We start from the raw sequence: 20,454 nt of genomic DNA on the forward strand, positions 1-20,454 counted from the left end.
AGGCAACTGGTATCATCGGATACGGAATGACGACGAACGTTCAGGCGCAGTCCATGGCTGCCAAAAAGATTACTTCCCTGCCTCCAGCGCTGATTCTCATCGCAGGCTGGCTGGTACCGGGAGCAGGCCATCTTCTGCTGAAGAAGTGGACCCGTGCCGCCCTGCTCTTCATCTCGATCATTGCCATGTTCGGCATCGGCCTTGCGCTGAAGGGCAAGGTCTATTCCCCCAACGCGGCCGAGCTTCTCGACATGTTGAACTTCGCCGGTGATCTTGGCGCGGGGCTGCTCTATGTCATCGCCCGCGTCTTTGATCTTGGCCAGTCCACGGTGCAGATCGCAATCGCCGACTATGGCACCAAGTTCATCGTTGTGGCAGGACTGCTCAACGTAATCGCGGCGGTTGACGCTCATTCGCTCGCCACCGGAAGGAAGGCCTCGTGACCATCTCACACTTCGGCGCCGTCCTTCTCTTCTCTCTGTTTACGTCGATCGTCTTCGGTATTACGCAGCGCTCGGAGCCCCGGACGATGATCCGTTTTGGAGCCTTCTGCTTTGCACTGTTCGTTGGCGGAACAATTGTTGCGAGCTGGCTGATGTGGCTGATCAAGCACTAAACCGCATCAGGCCCTCGCGGGCAAGAATAGATTTCAAAGTTCGACTTTTTGTTTTTCCCGTAAATCATTGCAATAAATAAATTTACCTTCCGATAATCCCCAGCACGCCTGAAACCAAATTCAAGGGCTCGTGCAACTGAAGTTGCAATACCTCATAAAAATCAATGGTCTGGCGACCTTCGTGCAGTATTCTGTTACTACCTCCCCACGGTGAACAATGATTTTACGGCGCGCTGAGATGGAAAACGCCCAGCTGTGGGCTTCGTGGGTCAGGGAGCTTCTGGTCTCGCAACCGGAACAGGATTGCGAAGAGCTCACCCGCCTTGCGTCGTCCATCTGCGGAACATCTCTAGGACTAGTAACGCTTCTCGATGAAAGGCAGCAGTGGTTTCGTGCCTCGGAATCGCTGAAGCTTGGCGATACACCACGCGAGATCGCTTTCTGCGCGCATGCCATCCGTCAGGAAGAGGTCTTCGTCGTCAAGGATTCGCTGCTCGACAATCGATTTGGGGCGAACCCCCTTGTTATCGCCGATCCTCCAATTCGTTTCTACGCCGGCGTTGTTCTGACGACATCAGACGGCTACATCCTAGGCACCTTCTCCGTGGTCGATACGACCCCCCGCATTTTGAGTGCAGAGCAGACGCAGGCGTTCGAGGTGCTGGCCCGGCAGGTCAGCGCGCGGCTCGAACTACGCATGCAGCGGCGGGTTCTGAACCAGGCTCTTCTTGAGAAAGAGAGGGCCACGAGCGCGCTGCGAGCGAGCGAAGAACTCTTCCGGGCGTTTATGAATGCCAGCCCGTTCCTGAGCTACATCAAGGATGCCGCCGGACGTTTGCTGTTCTACAACCGAGCCTTCGCGCAGCGATTTGGCGTCAGCGAGCAGGCCTGGCTGGGACGCACGGACGAGCAGCTCTGGTCACGCAACCTTACGAAATCGGTACGGACGCACGATCTTGAGGTGATGGCCGGTGGACGGATGGTGGAGACGGAGGAGCACATTCGTGCGGCGGACGGCACTCTCAGTTCCCTTCGCTCCTTCAAATTTCCTTGCAGCGACTCTGCGGGTAATGTGCTTCTGGCTGGAGTTGCCGTGGACATCTCCGCGGAGGTCGCCCATAAAAGCGAGCTGGAACGCTATCATCGCGAGCTGGAAGAGGCGAATGAGCAGTTGCGCCGGCTCGCTGTTACCGACGAACTGACGGGGCTGCGCAATCGGCGCGCCTTCGAGGAACGCCTGGTGATGGAGTTTTCCATGGCACGCCGCCGCAGACGCGAGCTGGCGGTGCTGTTGATCGATGTCGACAACTTCAAGATGACCAACGACAGGTATGGTCACGCTGCCGGTGATGAGGTATTGCGTCGGTTGGGAATGATTCTGCGTACGACCGTTCGCCTTCCCGATCTTCCGGCACGGTATGGCGGTGAAGAGTTTGTCGTCCTTCTGCCGGAGAGCGGTGAGGAGAGCGCGATGGGACTGGCTCGCCGCGTAATGGCACGTGTAGCTGCTGAGGACTGGGACAACGAAGCGGTGACGATCAGCATGGGAATGGCTGCGATTAACGAATCGCTGAACAATGGCTATCAGCTCGTGGAGCTGGCCGACGAGGCGCTCTACGCGGCAAAGCGAGCCGGCAAGAACCGCGTCATGGTTCACAGCGGCTGAGCTTAGCGCTGAAGCCATATTCTGCACCATTTGCTCTTATCGAACAGCACACGTAAAACTGGCCGCACGCGAATCGCGGCGGCCAGTCTGTTTGTAACGATGTATGAGGATTAGCCGTTCTGATCTTCGGGGTGAATGGTACGGTAGCTGGCGTTTCCACGAGACCAGACCAGGAGCAACAGATCCTTGCCGTCGGCACTGCCATGTACCTGGTTGACGAACTGGCTCGCTGAACCGGTTGCCTTACGATCCACCTCAAGGATGACATCGCCGGGCTGAAGACCAGCATCTTCGGCTGGGCTGCCGGGGCGGACGCTTTCGACGACGGCTCCCTTGAGCTGGTCCGGGGCGTTAATCTGCTGCCGGGCATCGGCAGTGAGGTCGGCGACGGCGAGACCAAGTTTGCCCCGCTGCGACGATCCATTGTTGCCGTTGTCGGCGACATCCGCATCCTTCTGGAACTGCCCGAGGGTCAGGTTGAGGGAGACCGGTTTACCGTCACGCATGACGCTGAGAGAGATGTTCGTTCCCGGAGTGAGTTCGCTGACGGCCACCTGCAGAGCACCTCCGTTGACGATCTTCTTTCCGTTGAGCTGAGCAATGACATCACCTTGATGTAGACCTCCACGACTTGCCGGAGAGTTCGGGCTGACCTGAGAGACGATGGCACCCGATGCCTCCTGCATGTTGAAGAACTTTGCGTTGTCCGGCGTAACGTCGTTGAGACTGATGCCAAGATAGCCGTGCTCGACCTTGCCATTCTTCATCAGCTGCTCCGCTGTGGCTCGAACGATCTGTGCGGGGATGGCAAATCCTGCGCCGGCGAACGAACCGCTGTTGGAGATGATGAAGGTGTTGATGCCGACAAGTTCACCGTGCGAGTTGACCAGCGCTCCGCCTGAGTTGCCCGGATTGATGGCAGCATCGGTCTGGATGAATCCGCCTGGCTTACGGGCATCGTCAGAGTAGGGATTTGGGCGGTCGACGGCGCTTACGATGCCACGCGTCACCGAAAACTGGAAGTAGCCGAAGGGACTGCCGAAGGCAAGAACCGTCTGACCAGGATGAAGCTTTGCGGAATCTCCCCATGCAATGCTGGGAAGCCCTTTGGTGTCCACTTTGACGACTGCGAGGTCGGTCAGCTTGTCGACACCGATGAGCTTGGCGGGCAGAACACGCCGATCGTTCAGTGTCACTTTTATCTGTGTCGCACCGTCGACCACATGACCATTGGTGACGATATAGCCGTCGGGCGAGATGATGACACCGCTTCCAATACCATGCTCGAGTTGCGGAGTCTGCTGTTGCTGGCCACCGCCGCCCTGCCCGAAGAACTGTGCGAAGCCGGGAGGCAGCCCCTGCATCTGGTCGGAATCAGCGACCTGATGCTCCTGGCTCTTCGAGGTGACGGAGATGTTCACGACGGAAGGCGTAACGCGGGAGGCTACATTCTCCATTGCCTGATCGAGAGAAGATAAAGCAGAGACGCTGTTGTCATCGAGCGGAGAAGCGCTGAAGACAGATGCGGCGTGCACGCCCCCGGAGCCGACGAACAAGGCAGCACCAAGGGTGAAAGCGCCCAACAATCGCCAATGGCGCTTTGAACTTACCGAGCTTTGCTACTAATTGATTAGTTGCTTGCGACATACATGCCCTCCTCTGGGCTCTTTCTTTGGCTAAAGTTGGATGACGAGCCAGCCGTTGCCTACTGGAACGGCTGCATAAGAAGATCCATCGTTTGCTTCCAGGGTGAGCATTGGCCTGGTGACAGCGATCCGTTGCTCCATGCTGGTACGCACGAAAAAGGTCTGCGGGAGAGGCACGCGCTTCGAGCGAGGTGTCTTGACGGCTCGCATCGCGGGCTTTGCATGACTCGAAGCCAGATGCTGTGCTGATTTCGGCTGCGGCATGACGGCCTTTACGAGCATCTCGGTCGGAGGCCGAACGGAGCGTGAGATGGATGCCGGAACCGCGGACGCAGGCATCTCAGTCGGAATGCCTACCGGAGATGGCGACTGTGCGAGGGTGGAGTCCACATGCGAGAAGCTGACCAGCGCAGGTGCATGTGAGAGCGTAAGCGCACCGCCAGCGAGGCCAGCGATGAAGACTCCGGTGACGGCGTACCCTGCGCGGCGTCCCATAGGTTTGGCAGGGCGATCAAGGATGCGGTGAACGCGGTGCGCCAGCTCCGAACGCCGTCCCCACGCGCCTAATGCAAGCGAGAGCTGGCGACGCAGCAGAGACTGTTCGGCAAGACTGACCAGGCAGACGGCGTAGGATTTTCTCGACGGACTCGCATTCAGAACGCAGTCATCGCAGGCCAGCTCGCGCTCCATGCAAAGTTGGCGCTCAACCCAGCTAAGGGCAGGGTTCAGCGGGAAGAGAGCGAGAACGATCTTCTGTACAAGATTGGTCCAATGATCGCCGCGACGGATGTGTTCCATCTCGTGCATGACGATCTGTTCCAGCTCTGCGCTGGAGAGGCTGGCAAAAGTTGACTCCGGAATGAGGATTCGAGGGTGACGGAGTCCTATGACACTTGGACGATCCACCTCCGAGGAGGTGCAGAGCAAGACTGACGCTTGCGGCTCCCGCAAGAGCGCTTGTGTCACATCAGATGAAACCGGTATCGCCTCTGCGGCGAGGCGGCGCAGATAGAGAGCGCTTTGCAGAAGCCTGACGGAACGAACGATTGTCATGATTCCCCAGGCAGCGATCAAAGCAACGGCCCAGCGAGGGTCCAGATGAAGACCTGCGCCCGATGAAGAACGAAGGGCAGCGAGCCCCGGACTCCACGAGACAAAGTGCAGCGCGATGGAGACGGAGAGGACTGCGCCCCAGATCATGAAGCGATTGGTGGAACTGATGCGCGAGGTAAGACGCAGGCACACGCCAACGACCAGAACCAGCAACGCTCCCGATACGATCGCATTGACAAGCGAGCCAGCAAGGAGTTCTGTGAACGGCATTGCCCAACCAGTCAGATGCATCCTCAGGCCTCCTCCCCCATCTCGTCGGGAGTGCTGGCTATGGCGTCTTTGAGGCGCTGCAGTTCCTCCGCCGTGATCTCGTTATCGCCCAGCAGCGAAAGCAGCAGCCGCTCACGGGAGTTGCCAAAGAAGCGCTGTAACAGCTGGCGGACTTCAGACTTTCCGGCGTCATCTTCAGCGACACATGGACTGTAGAGAAATGCCCGGCCCTCCTGACGATGGCTGACGTAGCCCTTCTTCTCGAGGATGCGGATGGTGGTGAGGACAGAGGTATAGGCGAGCGGCACGGTATCTGCCAGCCCGGAGACAAGATCGGAGACGGCGGATTCACCGCGGTCCCACAAAACCTTCATGAGTCTGAGCTCAGCCTCGGTCAGCGTATTGGATCGCTTTGGCGGCATCCTGACATATAGGACGAAGCAACTAATCAATTAGTTAGCAACGTCTGCCACCGAATACTCGGAGCGCGCGTAAATATCAGGAGATGGGTGGCTTACGTGAGACGCAGCGAAAGCCGATGTTGCTGGCAGAGCTGTCGGGGGTGTTCTGCGTACGGGCAGCGACACGATAGCGGTTGCAGTAGCTCTCGTGACAGAGAAAACTGCCGCCCTTGATCACCCGGTTGGTTCCATGGAGAGAGCCTTTTGGGTCGGTGGTCTCGTGTTTTGGGTGGCGCGTCCCAAACCAATCGCCGGTCCACTCCCAAACGTTACCCGCGATCGAGTAGAGACCATAGCCGTTGGGAGGAAATGCTGTGACGGGGCAGGTGCCGAGATATCCATCGGCGACGGTGTTGGTTGAGGGAAACTCCCCCTGCCACACGTTACAGCGATGCTCTCCGCCGGGCTCGAGTTCATTGCCCCAGGGAAATAGATTTTGATCGAGGCCACCGCGAGCGGCATACTCCCACTCAGCTTCGGTGGGCAGATGTTTTCCTGCCCAGGCAGCATAGGCCAATGCGTCGTTGTGGGAGACATGGACGACCGGGTGATCACTGCGCTCGCGAATATTGCTGCCAGGACCTTCAGGCGTCTTCCAGGTGGCTCCGAAGACCTTGCACCACCATGGCGCCTGAGCCACGGTATCGGCGACAAGCTGTGAGAAGTTGCTTTCAGGCAGGAGAGCCCAGAATACAAACGACCAGCCGTAGCGCTCGGCGTCGGTAAGATAGCCGGTCGCCTTGATGAAAGCGTCAAACTGATCGTTTGTTACGGACGCGATGTCGATGGAGAAGGGCGACAGAACAACGGACCGGACCGGGCCTTCACCATCGGCCGGAAATCCATGCTCGTAGTCTGTGCCCATCCTGAAGCGGCCGCCGGGAAGATCGACCATGCCTTCGCCTGAGGGAGAGGCAGAGGGCACCACTATCGCTGTTGGAACAACGACAGCAGCCGCGCTTCGCTGAGCGGACGGCGTGCAGCACCCTTTCTTTTCCTCGGTCATCCTGTGGTTGATGCTACCAAATAGGAATCATCCTCTGCTCGTTTGATCGTCAGCGATTCTAGATGCAATTTACAAGGCAATCGCCGACGCAGAGCGCTCCTTCCAGCCACCGCGCGTAAAGTCGGGGAATTGCACGGGGGCGCTTCCATGCGCCACCGAAAGACGGCTGAGCGGACCGGGTGCAGACCACGCCGCTGCATCGTAAACGTCCATATCTGGAGCAATTCCCTGCCGCACGCACTGCAACAGACGATAGAGCATGATGTAGTCCATACCGCCATGACCACCAACGCGCTGCGCGGTCGTCCCCTCCTCCTTCCAGAGAGGATGCTGAAACTCTTTGAAGCCATCGAGGTTGGTCCAGTCTTCTCCGCCCTTCTGACCCTCAATATAGATTCGCGGCGGGTAGTCCATGAAAATCCCCTTCGTTCCAGCGACCTGATTGATACGGTCATACGGACGAGGGTTGGAGACATCGTGCTTAACCGTGATCGTCCGCCCGTTTGCGGTCTTGATCATCGAGACGTTCATGTCGCCGGTGAGATAGCGCTCCTTCCAGCGTGGGTCGGATGCCGGGATATGCTCTTTGCGGTACAGCTCAAGACCATGCTGGGGAGAGCTCATCGAGACCATGTAATCGAAGCGGTCTCCGCGCTGGATACCCATATAGTTGGCAACCGGGCCGAGGCCATGCGTGGGATACAGGTTGCCGTCGCGCTGAGTATGCACGGTGCGACGCCATAGTCCCTCACCTTTACCGGAGAAGAGCTCCTCGCGCAGATCGTGCAGATAAGCGCCTTCTCCGTACAGGAGATCGCCCAGCAGTCCAGCATGCGTCAGACGAAGAACGAGCGTCTCGTTATATCCATAGCAGCAGTTTTCGAGCATCATGCAATGCCGGCGCGTGGCCTCGGAGGTATTGACCAGCTTCCAGCAATCTTCGAGCGTAGTCGCCGCCGGCACCTCGACGGCAACATGCTTGCCATGCTGCATGGCAGCGACGGCCATTGGAACGTGCCAGTTCCAGGGAGTGGCAATGATGATGAGATCGAGATCATCACGCGCGACCAGATTTTCGAAGTCGTTTTCGCCCTTGGTATAGAGGACGGGCGATTTCTGGCCAGCCTTTTCTACCAGGCCTTTTGCATGCTCGGCGTGTTCAGGGACGGCATCGCAGATGGCAAGAATATTGGCCTCTGCAGCAAGAAGATTGCCCAGCAGTGAGGTTCCGCGGCCACCGGTCCCGATGATGCCAATGCGTGGATTCATCTTCTGGAACGGCATTCCTATAACGGTTTTGCCCTGTGGCTTATGCTCCTCTGCCGTCATACCTGGAGCGGCGACAGCCATTGCCCCGACAGCTCCCATCTTCAGAAATCCGCGCCTTGAGAGATCGCTCATCCCCTGGTCCTCCCTTATTTGTTCCGCTAAAGAATTAATGCCGTGCTTTCAAGGTACTTTTATACTTCGATTTCGTACACTTTAATTTCGTATTATTTCCAAATAGTAGTAGAGTTTCCCCATCGAAGCTTGGAAAGCATACCTTTAGTTGGCAGGAGTTGTAGCAGCAAGGGATATTGAGACTTTCGCGATCACGATTGGCAGGAGCAGGTAAATGATGGATACAGCGACTCTTCCGGACGCAATCCCGGCCTCTCGTGCTTCTACGAGCAGCAGCTCTGCGGTTGCACCACGAAATATTTCGGTTGATGCCTATCGCGGCTTTGTCATGCTGCTGATGATGGGTGAGGTGCTTCAGTTTGCCGCAATCCACAAGGCGACCCCAGGCAACCTCATCTGGCGCATTCTGGCCTACAACCAGACGCACGTGGAGTGGGCCGGCATGAGCCTGCACGATACCATTCAGCCCTCCTTTACGTTTCTCGTTGGCGTGTCACTTCCCTACTCGGTCCACAGTCGGTTGAAGAAGGGCCAGAGCTTCGCGAAGATGCTGGCTCATACGCTATGGCGATCCGTGCTGCTGATTGCGCTGGGGGTTTTGCTTCGTTCGCTTGCGAGCACGCAGACCAACTTCACCTTTGAAGACACTCTCTCGCAGATCGGCTTTGGATATACGTTCGCGTTCTTGCTCAGCTTCTGCCGACCTCGCTGGCAGTGGACCGCGTTGGCAGTGATTCTGTTCGGCTACTGGGCGGCATGGGCGCTTTATCCGGCTCCGGGAGCCGACTTCAACTATGCGGCTGTCGGGGTGCCACTTGATTGGCACCACAACTTTACTGGTTTCGCAGCGCATTGGAACAAGAACAGCAATCTGGGGCAGGCCTTCGATCTGTGGTTTCTGAACCTGCTTCCGCGACCGGAGAGATTTCTGTACAACGGCGGTGGCTACCTGACGCTCAGCTTTATTCCAACGCTGGGTACCATGCTGCTGGGGCTGACAGCAGGTCAGTGGCTGCGTGCCTCTGCTCCACAAATTCCTTTCAGGAAGTTCCTGATCGCAGGCGCCACGTTGATGGCCTCAGCACTCATCCTTCACGCTACGGGAATATGCCCGATCGTCAAGAGGATATGGACGCCAGGCTGGACTCTCTTCAGTGGAGGTGCCTGCTTCTTCTTTTTAGCGCTCTTTAGCTGGCTCATCGAGACGAAGGGCTACCGGCGTATTGCCTTTCCCCTGGTGGTTGTTGGTGTGAACTCGATTGCGGCGTATCTTATGGCTCATCTGTGGGAGGACTTTCTCGTCCGCAATCTCTACACCAACCTGGGACATCTGCCGTTCCAAGTGTTTGGGACTATATATGAGCCTTTGATGATGGGAATCGCCGTCCTGGCGATCTATTGGCTGGCGCTCCACTGGATGTATCGCAGGAAGGTCTTCCTGCGGATCTGACCGGGCCATCTTCGTTATGATGAAAGAAACTCACCGACGAGAGACAGCTTTGGACCAGGTCGACGGCAGCAACATGCTTATTGAAGAACGCAGGCAGCACATCCTCTCTCTCATCGAGAGGGATGGGCGCGTACTCGTTTCAGAGTTATCGGATACGCTGGGAATCTCGCGGATCACGATTCGCAAGGACCTGGATCATCTGGAATCCAAGGGGCTGGTGCAACGCACCCATGGCGGTGCTCTCGCACCACAGGGGAGCGCGCTGCTTGATCCCTCGCTCAAAGAGAAGGAACAACATCAGCACCGGGAAAAACAGCTGATTGCAGCTGCAGCGGCAAAGTTAGTCAAAGAGGGACAGTGCGTCCTCCTCGACTCCGGCTCGACGACGACGGCGATTGCCCGGGCGCTACGTGAGTTCTCTCATCTGACGGTGGTGACAAACGCGGTGAACATCGCGGCGGAACTGGCAGGAACGGACTTCGATGTGATCCTGACGGGAGGAAGCCTGCGCAAGAACTCCTTCTCTCTGGTTGGACCGCTGGCGGAAGATGTTCTACGTGAGATCCGTGCGGACATTCTGTTTTTGGGTGTCGATGGATTCGACCCGCAGGTTGGATTGACGACCCCCAATGTACTTGAATCACGAGTGAATCGGGCCATGGTGCACTCCGCAACCAGGGTCGTGGCTGTCTGTGATTCTACAAAGTTCTTCCGGCGCAGCATGGCATTGATTGTGCCGCCAACAGCGATCCATACCGTCATTACAGACGATCAGATTCGAGAAGAAGATATCGAGGCACTCCAGGGCCTCGGTATTGAACTCATCGTCGTTTAGTTCGTCTTTCCTGTCTTCGATTCTTATCATTATTGTGCTGCGAGTTATGTCATTTGAATAACTTAGGCCCATTCCACAATAGTGCTAGATTCTACCGCTCAAAACCGGCGTAGCGTTTGAAGTGTTTCCTAGAGACCTTCATGGATCATATCGGCGCACTTACCGGAACTTACGACTATCGTCTCGTCATCGCCTCCATCGTCATTGCCATCCTTGCTGCCTATGCTGCTCTCGATCTGGGAGGGCGGATCACAGCATCTTCGGGCTCTTCACGCACGACATGGTTATGCGGCGGCGCATTCGCACTTGGCTTTGGCATTTGGTCGATGCATTACGTCGGTATGGAAGCCTTTCGGCTGCCTGTGCCTGTCCTCTATGACTGGCCAACCGTACTGCTATCCATGCTGGCAGCTGTCCTGGCGTCTGCCGCCGCATTGTTTGTCGTGAGTCGCAAGAGCATGAGCCTCGCCGCGGCAGGCGCGGGAAGCCTGCTGATGGGTCTTGGGATCAGCAGCATGCATTACATCGGAATGGCGGCCATGCGCCTTCCCGCGATGCATCACTACGATAAGCGCATTCTCGTACTCTCGATCGTGCTTGCCATTGTCATCTCGTTCGTTGCTCTCAGACTGACTTTTTCCACGCGCGATCAGAAGACCTCATTCAGCATCCGAAAGCTCACCTGCACGGTGATCATGGGACTGGCTATCCCGGTGATGCACTATGCCGGAATGGCAGCTGTCACCTTCATGCCGATGCCGCTCGAACAGAGTTCGCTTCATCACGCCATCGCGATATCCTACCTGGGCCTGGCTGCTATCGGCCTGGTCACGATCTTCGTGCTGGGCTTCGTCTATATCTCGGCGATGATGGACCGCCGTCTCATTGAGCAGCGCTACAACCTCGACATTGAAAAAGAACGCGCCCAGACAGCCGAGAACAGCAATCGCGCCAAGAGCGAATTCCTCGCCAACATGAGCCATGAGATTCGCACCCCGCTGAACGGCATCATCGGGATGACGGATCTGGCGCTTGAGACCGAGCTCACACGCGAACAGAGAGATTATCTAGAGACGGTCAAACTCTCCGCTGATGCACTTCTCAATGTTATCAACGACATTCTTGACTTCTCGAAGATCGAAGCCGGAAAGGTCGATCTTGAGTCCATCGATTTCGACATATACGAATGCATTGAAAATGCATTGAAGACGGTTGCGCTCCGCGCTGACGAAAAGGGCCTCGAGCTGCTGTGCGATGTCTCTCCTGAGATTCCGACATGGGTCACAGGCGATCCTGGACGTGTGCGCCAGATCATTCTGAACCTGATCGGGAATGCGGTTAAGTTCACCGAACAGGGCGAAATCGCGTTGAAGGTTCGTCCCGTCACCATCGATGACGCTCAGGTCCATCTTCAATTTACGGTCACCGACACAGGTATTGGAATTACACCTGAGAAACTCGATTCGATCTTTGAGTCGTTCAACCAAGCGGATACCTCGACGACGCGCGAGTTTGGCGGCACAGGTCTTGGTCTGACGATTTCTCGCCGGCTCGTGGACATGATGAAAGGGCGTATTTGGGTGGAGAGCATCCTGGGACGCGGCTCCAACTTCCATTTCACCTCCAGGCTAGGGCGCGCCCAAGAACAAAAGGCCTCAGCGACACTAGCACCCGCCAACTCCTCCATCCTGGTTGGCGTGAAGGTGCTGATCCTCGACGACAACAGAACGAATAGGCGCATTCTTGAAGGACTGCTGATGCGCTGGGGGATGATCTCTGCTGCAGCTTCCGACGGGCCTCAGGCACTCGACATGTACACGGAAGCGCAAGCACATGGTGAACCCTTTCAGTTGGTGCTGACCGACATGCACATGCCAAGAATGGATGGCTTTGATTTCGTACAAAGGCTCAAGGAGATCTCCGGTTCAGCATCGTCCACCATCATGATGCTGACCTCAGGCGGCCAGCAGGGTGACGCTCAGCGTTGTGGACAACTTGGAATTGCCGCTTACCTGCTGAAGCCTATCCGGCAGGCCGAGTTGCGCGATGCGATTGCCGGCGTTTTGATGGCACGAGAAGCCGCGCAAATGCCCGCTCTGATCACGAGATATACGCTGCGCGAACAGGCCAGCGGAGGAAAGACGTTGAAGATACTGCTTGCAGAAGACAACCCAGTGAATCAAAAGCTTGCCACACGCATGCTGGAGAAACGAAACCATACCGTGACGGTTGTCGGCAACGGACGAGAGGCGCTAGACACTCTCGCGCATGATGGATATGACCTGGTGTTGATGGATATGCAGATGCCCGAGATGGATGGCTTTGAAGCCACGCTGGCTCTGCGCGAAATGGAAAAGAAGACAGGCAAGCATCAGCCGGTCGTTGCCATGACGGCACTGGCGATGAATGGAGACCGAGAGCGCTGCATAGCCGCTGGCATGGATGGCTATCTTTCCAAACCGATCCGACCGGAAGAACTCGATGAGGTTCTTGAGCTTTATGTGTCGCAAAAGGCCAAGTCAGCCGAGGAGGAGACTTCCCCGCTTTCGAACAACAGCTCAGTGGATATCGCACAGTTGCTGGATCGCATCGATGACGACCGCTCGCTTCTTGCGGATCTGACAGATATTTTTCGCAATGACTATCCGAAGCAACTTCAGATGGCCCAGGCAGCCCTGGACACGCAGGATGCCGCTGCATTGCAGCGCGTGGGTCACATGTTGAAGGGCGTTCTTTCGAATCTCTCCGCAATAAAGGCATCAGAATTGGCAAGTACCCTCGAAGATCTTGGACGGGCTCAGCACATCTCGAATGCGCAAGCCACCCTGGATGAATTGTCACCGGAACTGGATCGAGTAGCTCATGTCCTGAACTCGCTGTGCCCCGAGAATGCCTGATGAAGATCCTCGTTGCCGAAGATGAACCAGTAAGCCGAGTTCTGATGCAACGTATGCTGCGCCAGTTTGGATACGACGTGCTTATTGCGGAGGATGGCCGGAAGGCGGCCGAAATCCTTGCTCAAGATGATGGCCCTCGACTGGCATTGATTGACTGGATGATGCCTGAGCTGGATGGTCCAGATCTCTGCCGCAAGATTCGTACCGCTCAGCAGGAATCCTCTTACGTGTACATCATCCTCCTTACCTCGCGTCAAAACAGTGAGGATATTGTGGCAGGCCTGGAATCAGGAGCGGATGACTATCTGGTCAAGCCCTGTGCTCCAGCAGAACTGAAAGCCCGGCTCCGGACTGGACGCAGAATCCTTGAGCTTCAGGACAAGCTGGTTGAAGCACGCGAGCAGATGAGATACAAGGCCACGTATGACTCCCTTACAGGGCTTAGGAATCGTGCTGCCATCCTAGCCTTCGCGCATGAGTCGCTCAGCAGACCTGCCTACGCAGAAACCGTCACACTTCTGATGCTGTGCGACGTCGATCACTTCAAGAGAATGAATGACACGTACGGTCATCCCACAGGCGATGCCGTTCTTGAAGAGATTGCCAGGCGGCTCAACACAGCTGTTGGCCTCGGGGGCGCCGTCGGCCGTTACGGCGGGGAGGAATTTCTAATCGTCATCAACGATTGCTCCCCTTCCACCATGGAGGGACGGTGCGAAGTAATTCGCGAGGCAATCTCCCGTACGCCGATAGCAACACGAAACCACGAACTCCCTGCCACGATCAGCATCGGATCGATACTGCATGAGTCTGGCAACGGCGATATGCCGTTGAAAAGCCTGCTCGCGCATGCTGATGCAGCTCTCTATCGTGCAAAGGAGCAAGGAAGAAACTGTGTTGTCTTTGCTGAGTCAATGGCAGTTTTATAAAATCGCCAGACCGGCTGGACGCGCTTTTTAAATCCATTCTAAATGGCAATCTTGAAGGCTGATCGGGCCTCCAATGGGGTCGGAACAACTCGTTGAAGGCATCGATTGCTTAGCCCAGATAGCTCCGGATATCGGAAGAATATAAGCCTCTGTTCGGGAGAGCATTGCGGGGCATATCCTAGTATCCTGTTCAAGCTGCCATGACATATCCCACAAATAACCTCCGCATTAAATCCAGCAAAGTTGTCCTTCCTCCGATGTTTCTTGAGGACGAGCTTCCGGTCACAGAGAACGCTTCGCGCACGGTCTTTGAGGCGCGGCGCGAGATCACCGACATTCTCAACGGGTCGGACGACCGGCTCGTCGTCGTGGTGGGTCCGTGCTCGATCCACGATCCTGTGGCGGCGCGGGAGTATGCGGGTCTGTTGAAGGAGGCCATCGCGGAACTTTCGGGCGACCTGATGATCGTGATGCGGGTGTACTTTGAGAAGCCGCGCACGACGCTGGGATGGAAGGGTCTGATCAACGATCCTTACTTCGACGAGTCGTTCCGCATCAGCGACGGATTGCGCATTGCGCGGAGGCTGCTGCTGGACCTGGCGGAGATGGGCGTGCCGGCTGGGACGGAGTTTCTGGACATGATCTCGCCGCAGTATGTGTCGGATTTGGTGAGCTGGGGCGCGATTGGGGCGAGAACGACGGAGAGCCAGGTGCATCGCCAGTTGGCATCGGGGCTGTCGTGCCCGGTGGGGTTCAAGAACGGGACGTCGGGCAATGTGCAGATTGCGATTGAGGCTATCCTGTCGGCGAGCCATCCGCATACGTTCCTGGGGACGACGGAGATGGGACAGTCGGCTATTCTGCTGACGTCGGGCAATCCGGAGTGCCATGTGATTCTGCGTGGCGGACGCGGGGTGACAAACTATGATGCGGAGTCGGTAGCTTCGACGGCAGAACAGATGGCGAAGACGGGCGTGAAGCAGACGATCATGGTGGACTGCAGCCATGCGAACAGCGGCAAGGATTATCGCAAGCAGGGTACGGTATGTCGTGCGGTGGCGGAGCAGGTGGCAGCGGGCGACCGGCACATCATGGGAGTAATGATCGAGAGCAATCTTGTTGCGGGAGCGCAAACGCTGGTGCCAGGCCAACCGCTGGTGTACGGGCAGAGCATCACGGATGCCTGCATCGACTGGGCGGAGACGCATACGCTGCTACGGGAGCTTGCGGCCACGGTGCGGAAGCGTCGCGGGCAGTAGCAGGCGCCAGGCCCAAATACGTCGAGCACAAGAAGTACCCTCTAGCCGCCGATGCATGAAACGCCACTCCACTTGGCTTTACGCTGAACGATATTCCTTTCTTGCTGGAGGCGCCGCGCTCTAAATAAGAGAGACGCCGGGGAAATTTGCCGGACGGCCAGGCAGGCGCACAGTCGAAGCCAAGAGCGAGGAAGGCACTCCAGCGAGTCGTTCCTGTCAGCCTATTAAATACAAGAACGGGCTACCGGGAACATTCCGGTAGCCCGCCCATTGTTTGAGCACTCAGAAAATAGCTCGAAGTGACAGTTGGATCTGGCGGTTCGCGCCGATACCAACCTGGTTGCCGACAGTGGACGAGAGCTGACCGAAGGATGAGCCGGCCGTCCCCTGAGAGAATGCTGCCCCAGGCTGATTCGCTGCGCCAGTGGTCAATGTCTGAGCGAGGCGAACGTTGCCAGGGTTGGCATAGTTGGGATGATTCATCACGTTGTAGATCTCGGAGCGGAACTCAAGATTCGTGCGCTCCGTGAAGTGAAACTGCTTGGAGAGTGTCAGGTCCAGCTGCGCAAGATTCGGACCCGTGAGATCGTTGCGGCGATAGTTGCCGAACGTTCCGGGAGCCGGGGTCGAGAAGGCTGCCGGATTCAAATAGCTGAATCCGTTCTTCAGGTAGGGGTTGACGCCGGGGACGACATTGGGGCGTCGCACATTGCGCGAGTTGCCGCCTCCCGGAGTGTTGACGATCGCCGTCGTCTGCACCACGCCATTTGTAACGACCGGCGAAGCAAGGGTCTGCCCAGCGATCGCCGTCCCGGGATTGCCGATGTAGGCCAGGTCTGGACGCGTGATCAGCACATCGATCGGAAGACCGCTGCGGAAGTTCGTGATGCCGCCAATCTGCCAGCCACCGGCGATCAGGTCCATCGGACCGGAGAGGCTGAGAGAACGTCCACGACCGAAGGGCAGATCGTAGAGCAAGTTGACGTTGAGACTGCTACGGATGTCATAGATGCCACGGCCATACTCTGGAGTGTTGCCGTAGATCTGGAGGGGAGCCTGGGCCGTCGTTGCCTCATTCGAGCCGGAGGAGGTTCCAAGTTCCTTGGCCCATGTGAACTGAGCGCCAAGCGACAGTCCATGCTTGAAGCGGCGCTGCAGCTGCGTCTGTAGCGCATTGTAGTGGTCGTTGCCGCCAGAGGTCTTGTAGTCGATCTCCGCAAAACGGTTGCCGAACTGGCGAACTGCAGCTCCCGCTCCGGTCGTCGCGTTCTGCGTGACGCCAGTGATGAGGTTCGTGATCGAACGCAGGAAGAGATTGCGTCCCGATGATCCGACATATCCAATCATCAGCTGCATATCGCCGGGCAGGCGCTGCTGAATGGAGACCGTATACGTCGTGACGCGCTCCGGGATGCGGTAGTTCGGTGAATACGCGCGCGGCTGGTAGCCGAGCGTCGGGCTATTGATATCGTAGTTCGCGTACACATCGGTCGCCGGCACGATGGGATAGACTTTTCCGGAGGTGAAGGTGCGGGTAACGCGATCATTCGCTTCGGGCTGAATCTGATCTTCCGTCTGGCCGGGGCCGTAGAAGACACCTCCACCTACGCGAATCACGGTGTCGCCGTTCAAGGCAGCGGGAGCCCAGCTGAGCGCAAGGCGAGGACCGAAGTTGGTGCGGCTACTGTTGTACCAGTCGCCGGAGTACTTGGGATAGATTGTGCCCGCCGCCATGTCGAAGAAGACATCCTTGTTACGCGTCTCATGCAGGGGCGAGTAGTACTCGTAACGCAGGCCGTACGACAGCGTAAGCGTTGGCTTGATCTTCCACTCGTCCTGCGCATAGCCGATGTAATAGACCTGTTTGACATGCGCATTCCCGCTGAGACCGGTGAAGGGACTCTGATCGCTGAGGTCCCCATAGAACTGGATCTGTGATGGGGCGTTGGTCAGGAACGAGCTGACGGAGTTGTAGGTATAGGTCGTTCCCCCAAGCTGATTGTTATAAAGACCGATGGGGCGAACCTCCGCACCGAACTTCATATTGTGATTGCCCTTGAGCAGCGAGAAGTTATCGATGAAAGAGTACGTCTGGCCGGTGTACGGCGCGCCAACTCCGTTGAACGAGCTGGAGAGGCTGATAAGAGAGCCCACATTGGTGAGTCCGGCGACAGCGATGCGAGCACGGCTAAGGTCAGCATTCGGGCTCGGACCAGGAATACCCTGCACGCGCATCTTGATTCCGTTGAAACCGAACTTCGTCTCGTTGAAGATGTGTGAGCTCCAGACCTGGTTCAGTGCGAGGACACCGTTCTGCGGAACCATTACCTGGCCAAACCTGCTGAGTGAAGCGTCCTGCACCTGCTGCGATACGCCCTGATCGCGGTTGTAGCGGGCATAAAGGCTGAAGCGATCGTTGATGTGATAGTCGAAGCGGACGGCACCGAAGTCTTCCTGGATGCGGTTGGCGCCTACCGTGGTTACGTTTTGTTGCAGCACACCTGCAACGGCGGGATTCGGATCGGAGGGGAAGGCAGCGAGCAGAGGATAGATTGCCGAGGTCGTCGGCACCAGCGAGCGGGCATAGTTCGATAGCGTCGCCTGCGTATACGGAGCAGCCCAGACCTGCCGCAATCCTTCATAGTTCGCGAAGAAGAACAGCTTATCCTTCACGATGGGACCACCGATGGACCCGCCAAACTGGTTCAGACGGAACTTTGGGTTGCCCTTGCCGCGAAGGTTGAAGGTATTCCTTGCATCGAACAGATCATTGCGGACGTACTCAAAAGCAGAGCCGTGAAAGTTGTTGCCGCCGGACTTGCTGACAAAGCTGATCTGTCCGCCCGTGCCCGTTCCCATCTCGGCGGGATAGCTCGACGAATCAACGCGGAACTCCTGCACGGCCTCCAGCGACTGCTGCAGGCGAAAGGTTGAGGTCAACTCGCCATTCAGATTTCCCGGTGACGTATCGATGATCGAGGTAGCCTCGATGCCATCAAGACGCAGGATGTTCTGCTCCACGGCACGACCTGAAAAGCGGATATTGTCGAAGGTACCGGAGCCGGAGTTCGTCGCTCCCGGCACAAGCAGGTAGAGCTGCGAGATCTGCCGCCCGTTGATTGGCAGATCTTCGATCTCCCGCGAACTCACATTGCCGCCGATCTTTGCATTCGAAGTGTCGAGTGTAACTGCATCGGCCTCCACACTCACCGAGCTCTGATTGCCCTCCAACGCCAGCTTGAAGGTCCTGCTCAACTCCTGGCCAATCTGCAGATCGATCCCTTTGCTCTCAAGAGGAGCGAAGCCGGATTGCTTGATGTGGAGCGTATAGGTCGATGGGGAGAGCGAATTGAACGTGAACAAGCCGTCCTGATTCGTGGTAGTCGCGCGGGTGTTCCCCGTCTTTTCATTGGTGACAGTAACTTCAGCACCAGGGATAACGGACTCGGACGGATCCGTCACATAGCCGGCGATTCTCGTCGTGGTGGTCTGCGCAAAGCTTGCAGACACACCAAGGGCCATAACAGCGAGTAGACGTAGTAGTTTCATTTTGCCTCTGGGCTGAGTCTGGAGGTCAAATATGAAAATTCCGTTACTTATCCGTGAATTGCGAAACATTAATTGGAGAGATTGGGTCTATAGCCGAGCAAGTTACGGGTGCAACCGCATAACAGGCGAAGCTACCGCTACCAGTCTCCTGTGGGAATCTGGACGCAGTTCAGCCGATCAGTGTCAGCGTCACAATTAAAGTTGTTCGCAAGTGATGGTTCGCCGAAGCGGGTAGGCCGCTAAGCGACCGAAGAAACAAAGGGAACGGCTCTCGTATCAAGCTCTGAATCCCGTATTGCTCCCAGTATAAGACATGCCGGCTCCATCACAGGTTTGGATCGTCCCATCGCGGTGACAGCTTGATCGTCATGTGCCCCGGCCAGCTTACCGTCGGGTGCTAATGTAGGCCGCACTGCTCCCTCCAGACCTACCTCTATCAGAGAGAACCACGCTGCACCCGGTACGCTCCTGAAGAACACACTAGGGAACGTATCTGCCGGAGCGCGCAGGGCGCGGGTCTGACCAATCGAAAAGGGCACGGTTCACGCGAGTGGCGAGGCCAAGTTTCTCCAGCAACCAGATGCCGTAAAAATTAGGATCCCACTCGTACCAAGCGAGGCCATGACGTGCTGAAACAGGATGAGCGTGATGATTGTTGTGCCAGCCCTCGCCACCTGTGATGAGCGCGATCAGGAAGTTATTGCGTGATTCGTCCTTGGTAGAGAACCTCCGACTGCCCCACATGTGGGTCACGGAGTTCACAAGCCACGTAGAGTGCTGGCTCAGCGTCACGCGTAGACAGATGCCCCACAAAACAGAGGGCCAGCCACCAAACCAGAGCAACGCGAGCCCGAGAATCACGAGCGGAACCCAATGAAAACGACTGAGGACGCGGTAAAAGCGTTGACTAACGAGGTCGGGGGCGTAGCGCTCGAGCAGCACCTCGTGATGGTGCAAAGCATCACCGCGAAGAATCCAGCCGACGTGTGCCCACCAGCCACCATCATGGGGGGAGTGCGGATCGCCGGGCTTATCGGTGAGTTGATGATGGACTCGGTGCGTTGCAACCCAGAAGATTGGGCCTCCCTGCAGTGAAAGACAGCCCAGCACAGCGAAGCACCGCTCAAGCCAGCGGGGCACTCGATAGCCGCGATGCGTCAGGAGGCGGTGATAGCACATGCCGATGCCTACATACAGACCAAGAACATAGGTGACACAAAACACTGCAAAGGCTTTCCAGGTGAAGAAGAACAGCGCCACCACGGCACCGATATGGAGGGCCGATAATGCGATCGTCGTGACCCAGTTCCAACCATGATCCTGCGCGTTCCTGCTCAAATCAATGATCGGCTCATGAACTATGGGTTTTGAATCTGTTGTGTGCGATGTTTTGGGTACCGGAGCGAGTGTAGACAT

General features: G+C 56.9%; 15 protein-coding genes. 8 read left to right on the plus strand and 7 right to left on the minus strand.

The window, feature by feature from the left end:
* The first annotated feature begins 26 nt into the window (after positions 1-26).
* The 3 genes from PW789_RS03520 (at position 27) to PW789_RS03530 (ending at position 2,282) form a co-directional block, all read left to right on the plus strand.
* Positions 27-443 carry a DUF6677 family protein gene (locus PW789_RS03520; RefSeq protein WP_299371339.1) on the plus strand — a complete coding sequence of 139 codons (417 nt, stop codon included), beginning with the start codon at positions 27-29 and terminating at the stop codon, positions 441-443.
* On the plus strand, positions 440-616 hold the full coding sequence (locus tag PW789_RS03525) for a hypothetical protein (RefSeq protein ID WP_299371341.1): 177 nt from the start codon (positions 440-442) through the stop codon (positions 614-616). The genes PW789_RS03520 and PW789_RS03525 overlap by 4 nt, the downstream gene beginning before the upstream one ends.
* A gap of 238 nt (positions 617-854) precedes the next feature.
* On the plus strand, positions 855-2,282 hold the full coding sequence (locus tag PW789_RS03530) for a diguanylate cyclase (RefSeq protein WP_299371343.1): 1,428 nt from the start codon (positions 855-857) through the stop codon (positions 2,280-2,282).
* Between the two features lie 110 nt (positions 2,283-2,392).
* Here PW789_RS03530 and PW789_RS03535 read toward each other — a convergent pair whose 3' ends face one another.
* The 5 genes from PW789_RS03535 to PW789_RS03555 all read right to left on the minus strand — a co-directional run bounded on the left by PW789_RS03535 (position 2,393) and on the right by PW789_RS03555 (position 8,119).
* Positions 2,393-3,865 carry a Do family serine endopeptidase gene (locus PW789_RS03535; protein ID WP_299371345.1) on the minus strand — a complete coding sequence of 491 codons (1,473 nt, stop codon included), beginning with the start codon at positions 3,863-3,865 and terminating at the stop codon, positions 2,393-2,395.
* A 93-nt stretch (positions 3,866-3,958) separates the two neighbouring features.
* Positions 3,959-5,272: a M56 family metallopeptidase gene (locus PW789_RS03540; protein WP_299371347.1), complete on the minus strand. Its 1,314-nt coding sequence runs from the start codon at positions 5,270-5,272 to the stop codon at positions 3,959-3,961.
* 2 nt (positions 5,273-5,274) lie between these two features.
* Positions 5,275-5,673: a BlaI/MecI/CopY family transcriptional regulator gene (locus tag PW789_RS03545; RefSeq protein ID WP_299371349.1), complete on the minus strand. Its 399-nt coding sequence runs from the start codon at positions 5,671-5,673 to the stop codon at positions 5,275-5,277.
* Positions 5,674-5,749: 76 nt separating this feature from the next.
* Positions 5,750-6,607, minus strand: coding sequence for a formylglycine-generating enzyme family protein (locus PW789_RS03550; RefSeq protein WP_299371351.1), 858 nt, complete (start codon positions 6,605-6,607; stop codon positions 5,750-5,752).
* 180 nt (positions 6,608-6,787) lie between these two features.
* On the minus strand, positions 6,788-8,119 hold the full coding sequence (locus PW789_RS03555; RefSeq protein WP_299371353.1) for a Gfo/Idh/MocA family oxidoreductase: 1,332 nt from the start codon (positions 8,117-8,119) through the stop codon (positions 6,788-6,790).
* Positions 8,120-8,333: 214 nt separating this feature from the next.
* On the opposite strand from PW789_RS03555, the gene PW789_RS03560 reads away from it, so the two are divergent.
* The 5 genes from PW789_RS03560 to PW789_RS03580 all read left to right on the plus strand — a co-directional run bounded on the left by PW789_RS03560 (position 8,334) and on the right by PW789_RS03580 (position 15,489).
* Positions 8,334-9,569 carry a DUF5009 domain-containing protein gene (locus PW789_RS03560; protein WP_299371355.1) on the plus strand — a complete coding sequence of 412 codons (1,236 nt, stop codon included), beginning with the start codon at positions 8,334-8,336 and terminating at the stop codon, positions 9,567-9,569.
* A 73-nt stretch (positions 9,570-9,642) separates the two neighbouring features.
* The gene (gene agaR, locus PW789_RS03565) at positions 9,643-10,404 is read left to right on the plus strand and encodes a transcriptional repressor AgaR (protein WP_299371641.1); all 762 of its coding nucleotides are present in this window, start codon (positions 9,643-9,645) and stop codon (positions 10,402-10,404) included.
* Positions 10,405-10,544: 140 nt separating this feature from the next.
* The gene (locus PW789_RS03570; RefSeq protein ID WP_299371357.1) at positions 10,545-13,301 is read left to right on the plus strand and encodes a response regulator; all 2,757 of its coding nucleotides are present in this window, start codon (positions 10,545-10,547) and stop codon (positions 13,299-13,301) included.
* Positions 13,301-14,230, plus strand: coding sequence for a diguanylate cyclase (locus PW789_RS03575; protein ID WP_299371360.1), 930 nt, complete (start codon positions 13,301-13,303; stop codon positions 14,228-14,230). Before PW789_RS03570 ends, PW789_RS03575 begins: the two co-directional genes overlap by 1 nt.
* A 200-nt stretch (positions 14,231-14,430) precedes the next feature.
* A complete protein-coding gene (locus PW789_RS03580; RefSeq protein WP_299371363.1) occupies positions 14,431-15,489 on the plus strand; it encodes a 3-deoxy-7-phosphoheptulonate synthase in 1,059 nt (352 codons plus the stop codon).
* Between the two features lie 282 nt (positions 15,490-15,771).
* Here the strand turns inward: PW789_RS03580 and PW789_RS03585 are convergent, their stop codons facing one another.
* Together PW789_RS03585 and PW789_RS03590 are read right to left on the minus strand one after the other, a co-directional pair.
* Positions 15,772-19,038, minus strand: a complete 3,267-nt coding sequence (locus PW789_RS03585) for a TonB-dependent receptor (RefSeq protein ID WP_299371366.1) — start codon at positions 19,036-19,038, stop codon at positions 15,772-15,774.
* Positions 19,039-19,518: 480 nt separating this feature from the next.
* Positions 19,519-20,454: a fatty acid desaturase gene (locus PW789_RS03590; protein WP_299371369.1), complete on the minus strand. Its 936-nt coding sequence runs from the start codon at positions 20,452-20,454 to the stop codon at positions 19,519-19,521.

Origin of the sequence: Edaphobacter sp., assembly GCF_028283685.1 — a bacterium.
Taxonomy (GTDB): Bacteria; Acidobacteriota; Terriglobia; order Terriglobales; family Acidobacteriaceae; genus Edaphobacter.

Excerpts from the sequence above, each read along its gene's own strand:
- PW789_RS03520 (WP_299371339.1), top strand. The coding sequence starts at position 27 with ATGACGACGAACGTTCAGGCGCAGTCCATGGCTGCCAAAAAGATTACT.
- PW789_RS03530 (WP_299371343.1), top strand. The coding sequence starts at position 855 with ATGGAAAACGCCCAGCTGTGGGCTTCGTGGGTCAGGGAGCTTCTGGTC.
- PW789_RS03540 (WP_299371347.1), bottom strand. The coding sequence starts at position 5,272 with ATGCATCTGACTGGTTGGGCAATGCCGTTCACAGAACTCCTTGCTGGC.
- PW789_RS03545 (WP_299371349.1), bottom strand. The coding sequence starts at position 5,673 with ATGCCGCCAAAGCGATCCAATACGCTGACCGAGGCTGAGCTCAGACTC.
- PW789_RS03550 (WP_299371351.1), bottom strand. The coding sequence starts at position 6,607 with ATGGTCGATCTTCCCGGCGGCCGCTTCAGGATGGGCACAGACTACGAG.
- PW789_RS03555 (WP_299371353.1), bottom strand. The coding sequence starts at position 8,119 with ATGAGCGATCTCTCAAGGCGCGGATTTCTGAAGATGGGAGCTGTCGGG.
- PW789_RS03560 (WP_299371355.1), top strand. The coding sequence starts at position 8,334 with ATGATGGATACAGCGACTCTTCCGGACGCAATCCCGGCCTCTCGTGCT.
- agaR (WP_299371641.1), top strand. The coding sequence starts at position 9,643 with ATGCTTATTGAAGAACGCAGGCAGCACATCCTCTCTCTCATCGAGAGG.
- PW789_RS03570 (WP_299371357.1), top strand. The coding sequence starts at position 10,545 with ATGGATCATATCGGCGCACTTACCGGAACTTACGACTATCGTCTCGTC.
- PW789_RS03575 (WP_299371360.1), top strand. The coding sequence starts at position 13,301 with ATGAAGATCCTCGTTGCCGAAGATGAACCAGTAAGCCGAGTTCTGATG.
- PW789_RS03580 (WP_299371363.1), top strand. The coding sequence starts at position 14,431 with ATGACATATCCCACAAATAACCTCCGCATTAAATCCAGCAAAGTTGTC.
- PW789_RS03585 (WP_299371366.1), bottom strand. The coding sequence starts at position 19,038 with ATGAAACTACTACGTCTACTCGCTGTTATGGCCCTTGGTGTGTCTGCA.
- PW789_RS03590 (WP_299371369.1), bottom strand. The coding sequence starts at position 20,454 with ATGTCTACACTCGCTCCGGTACCCAAAACATCGCACACAACAGATTCA.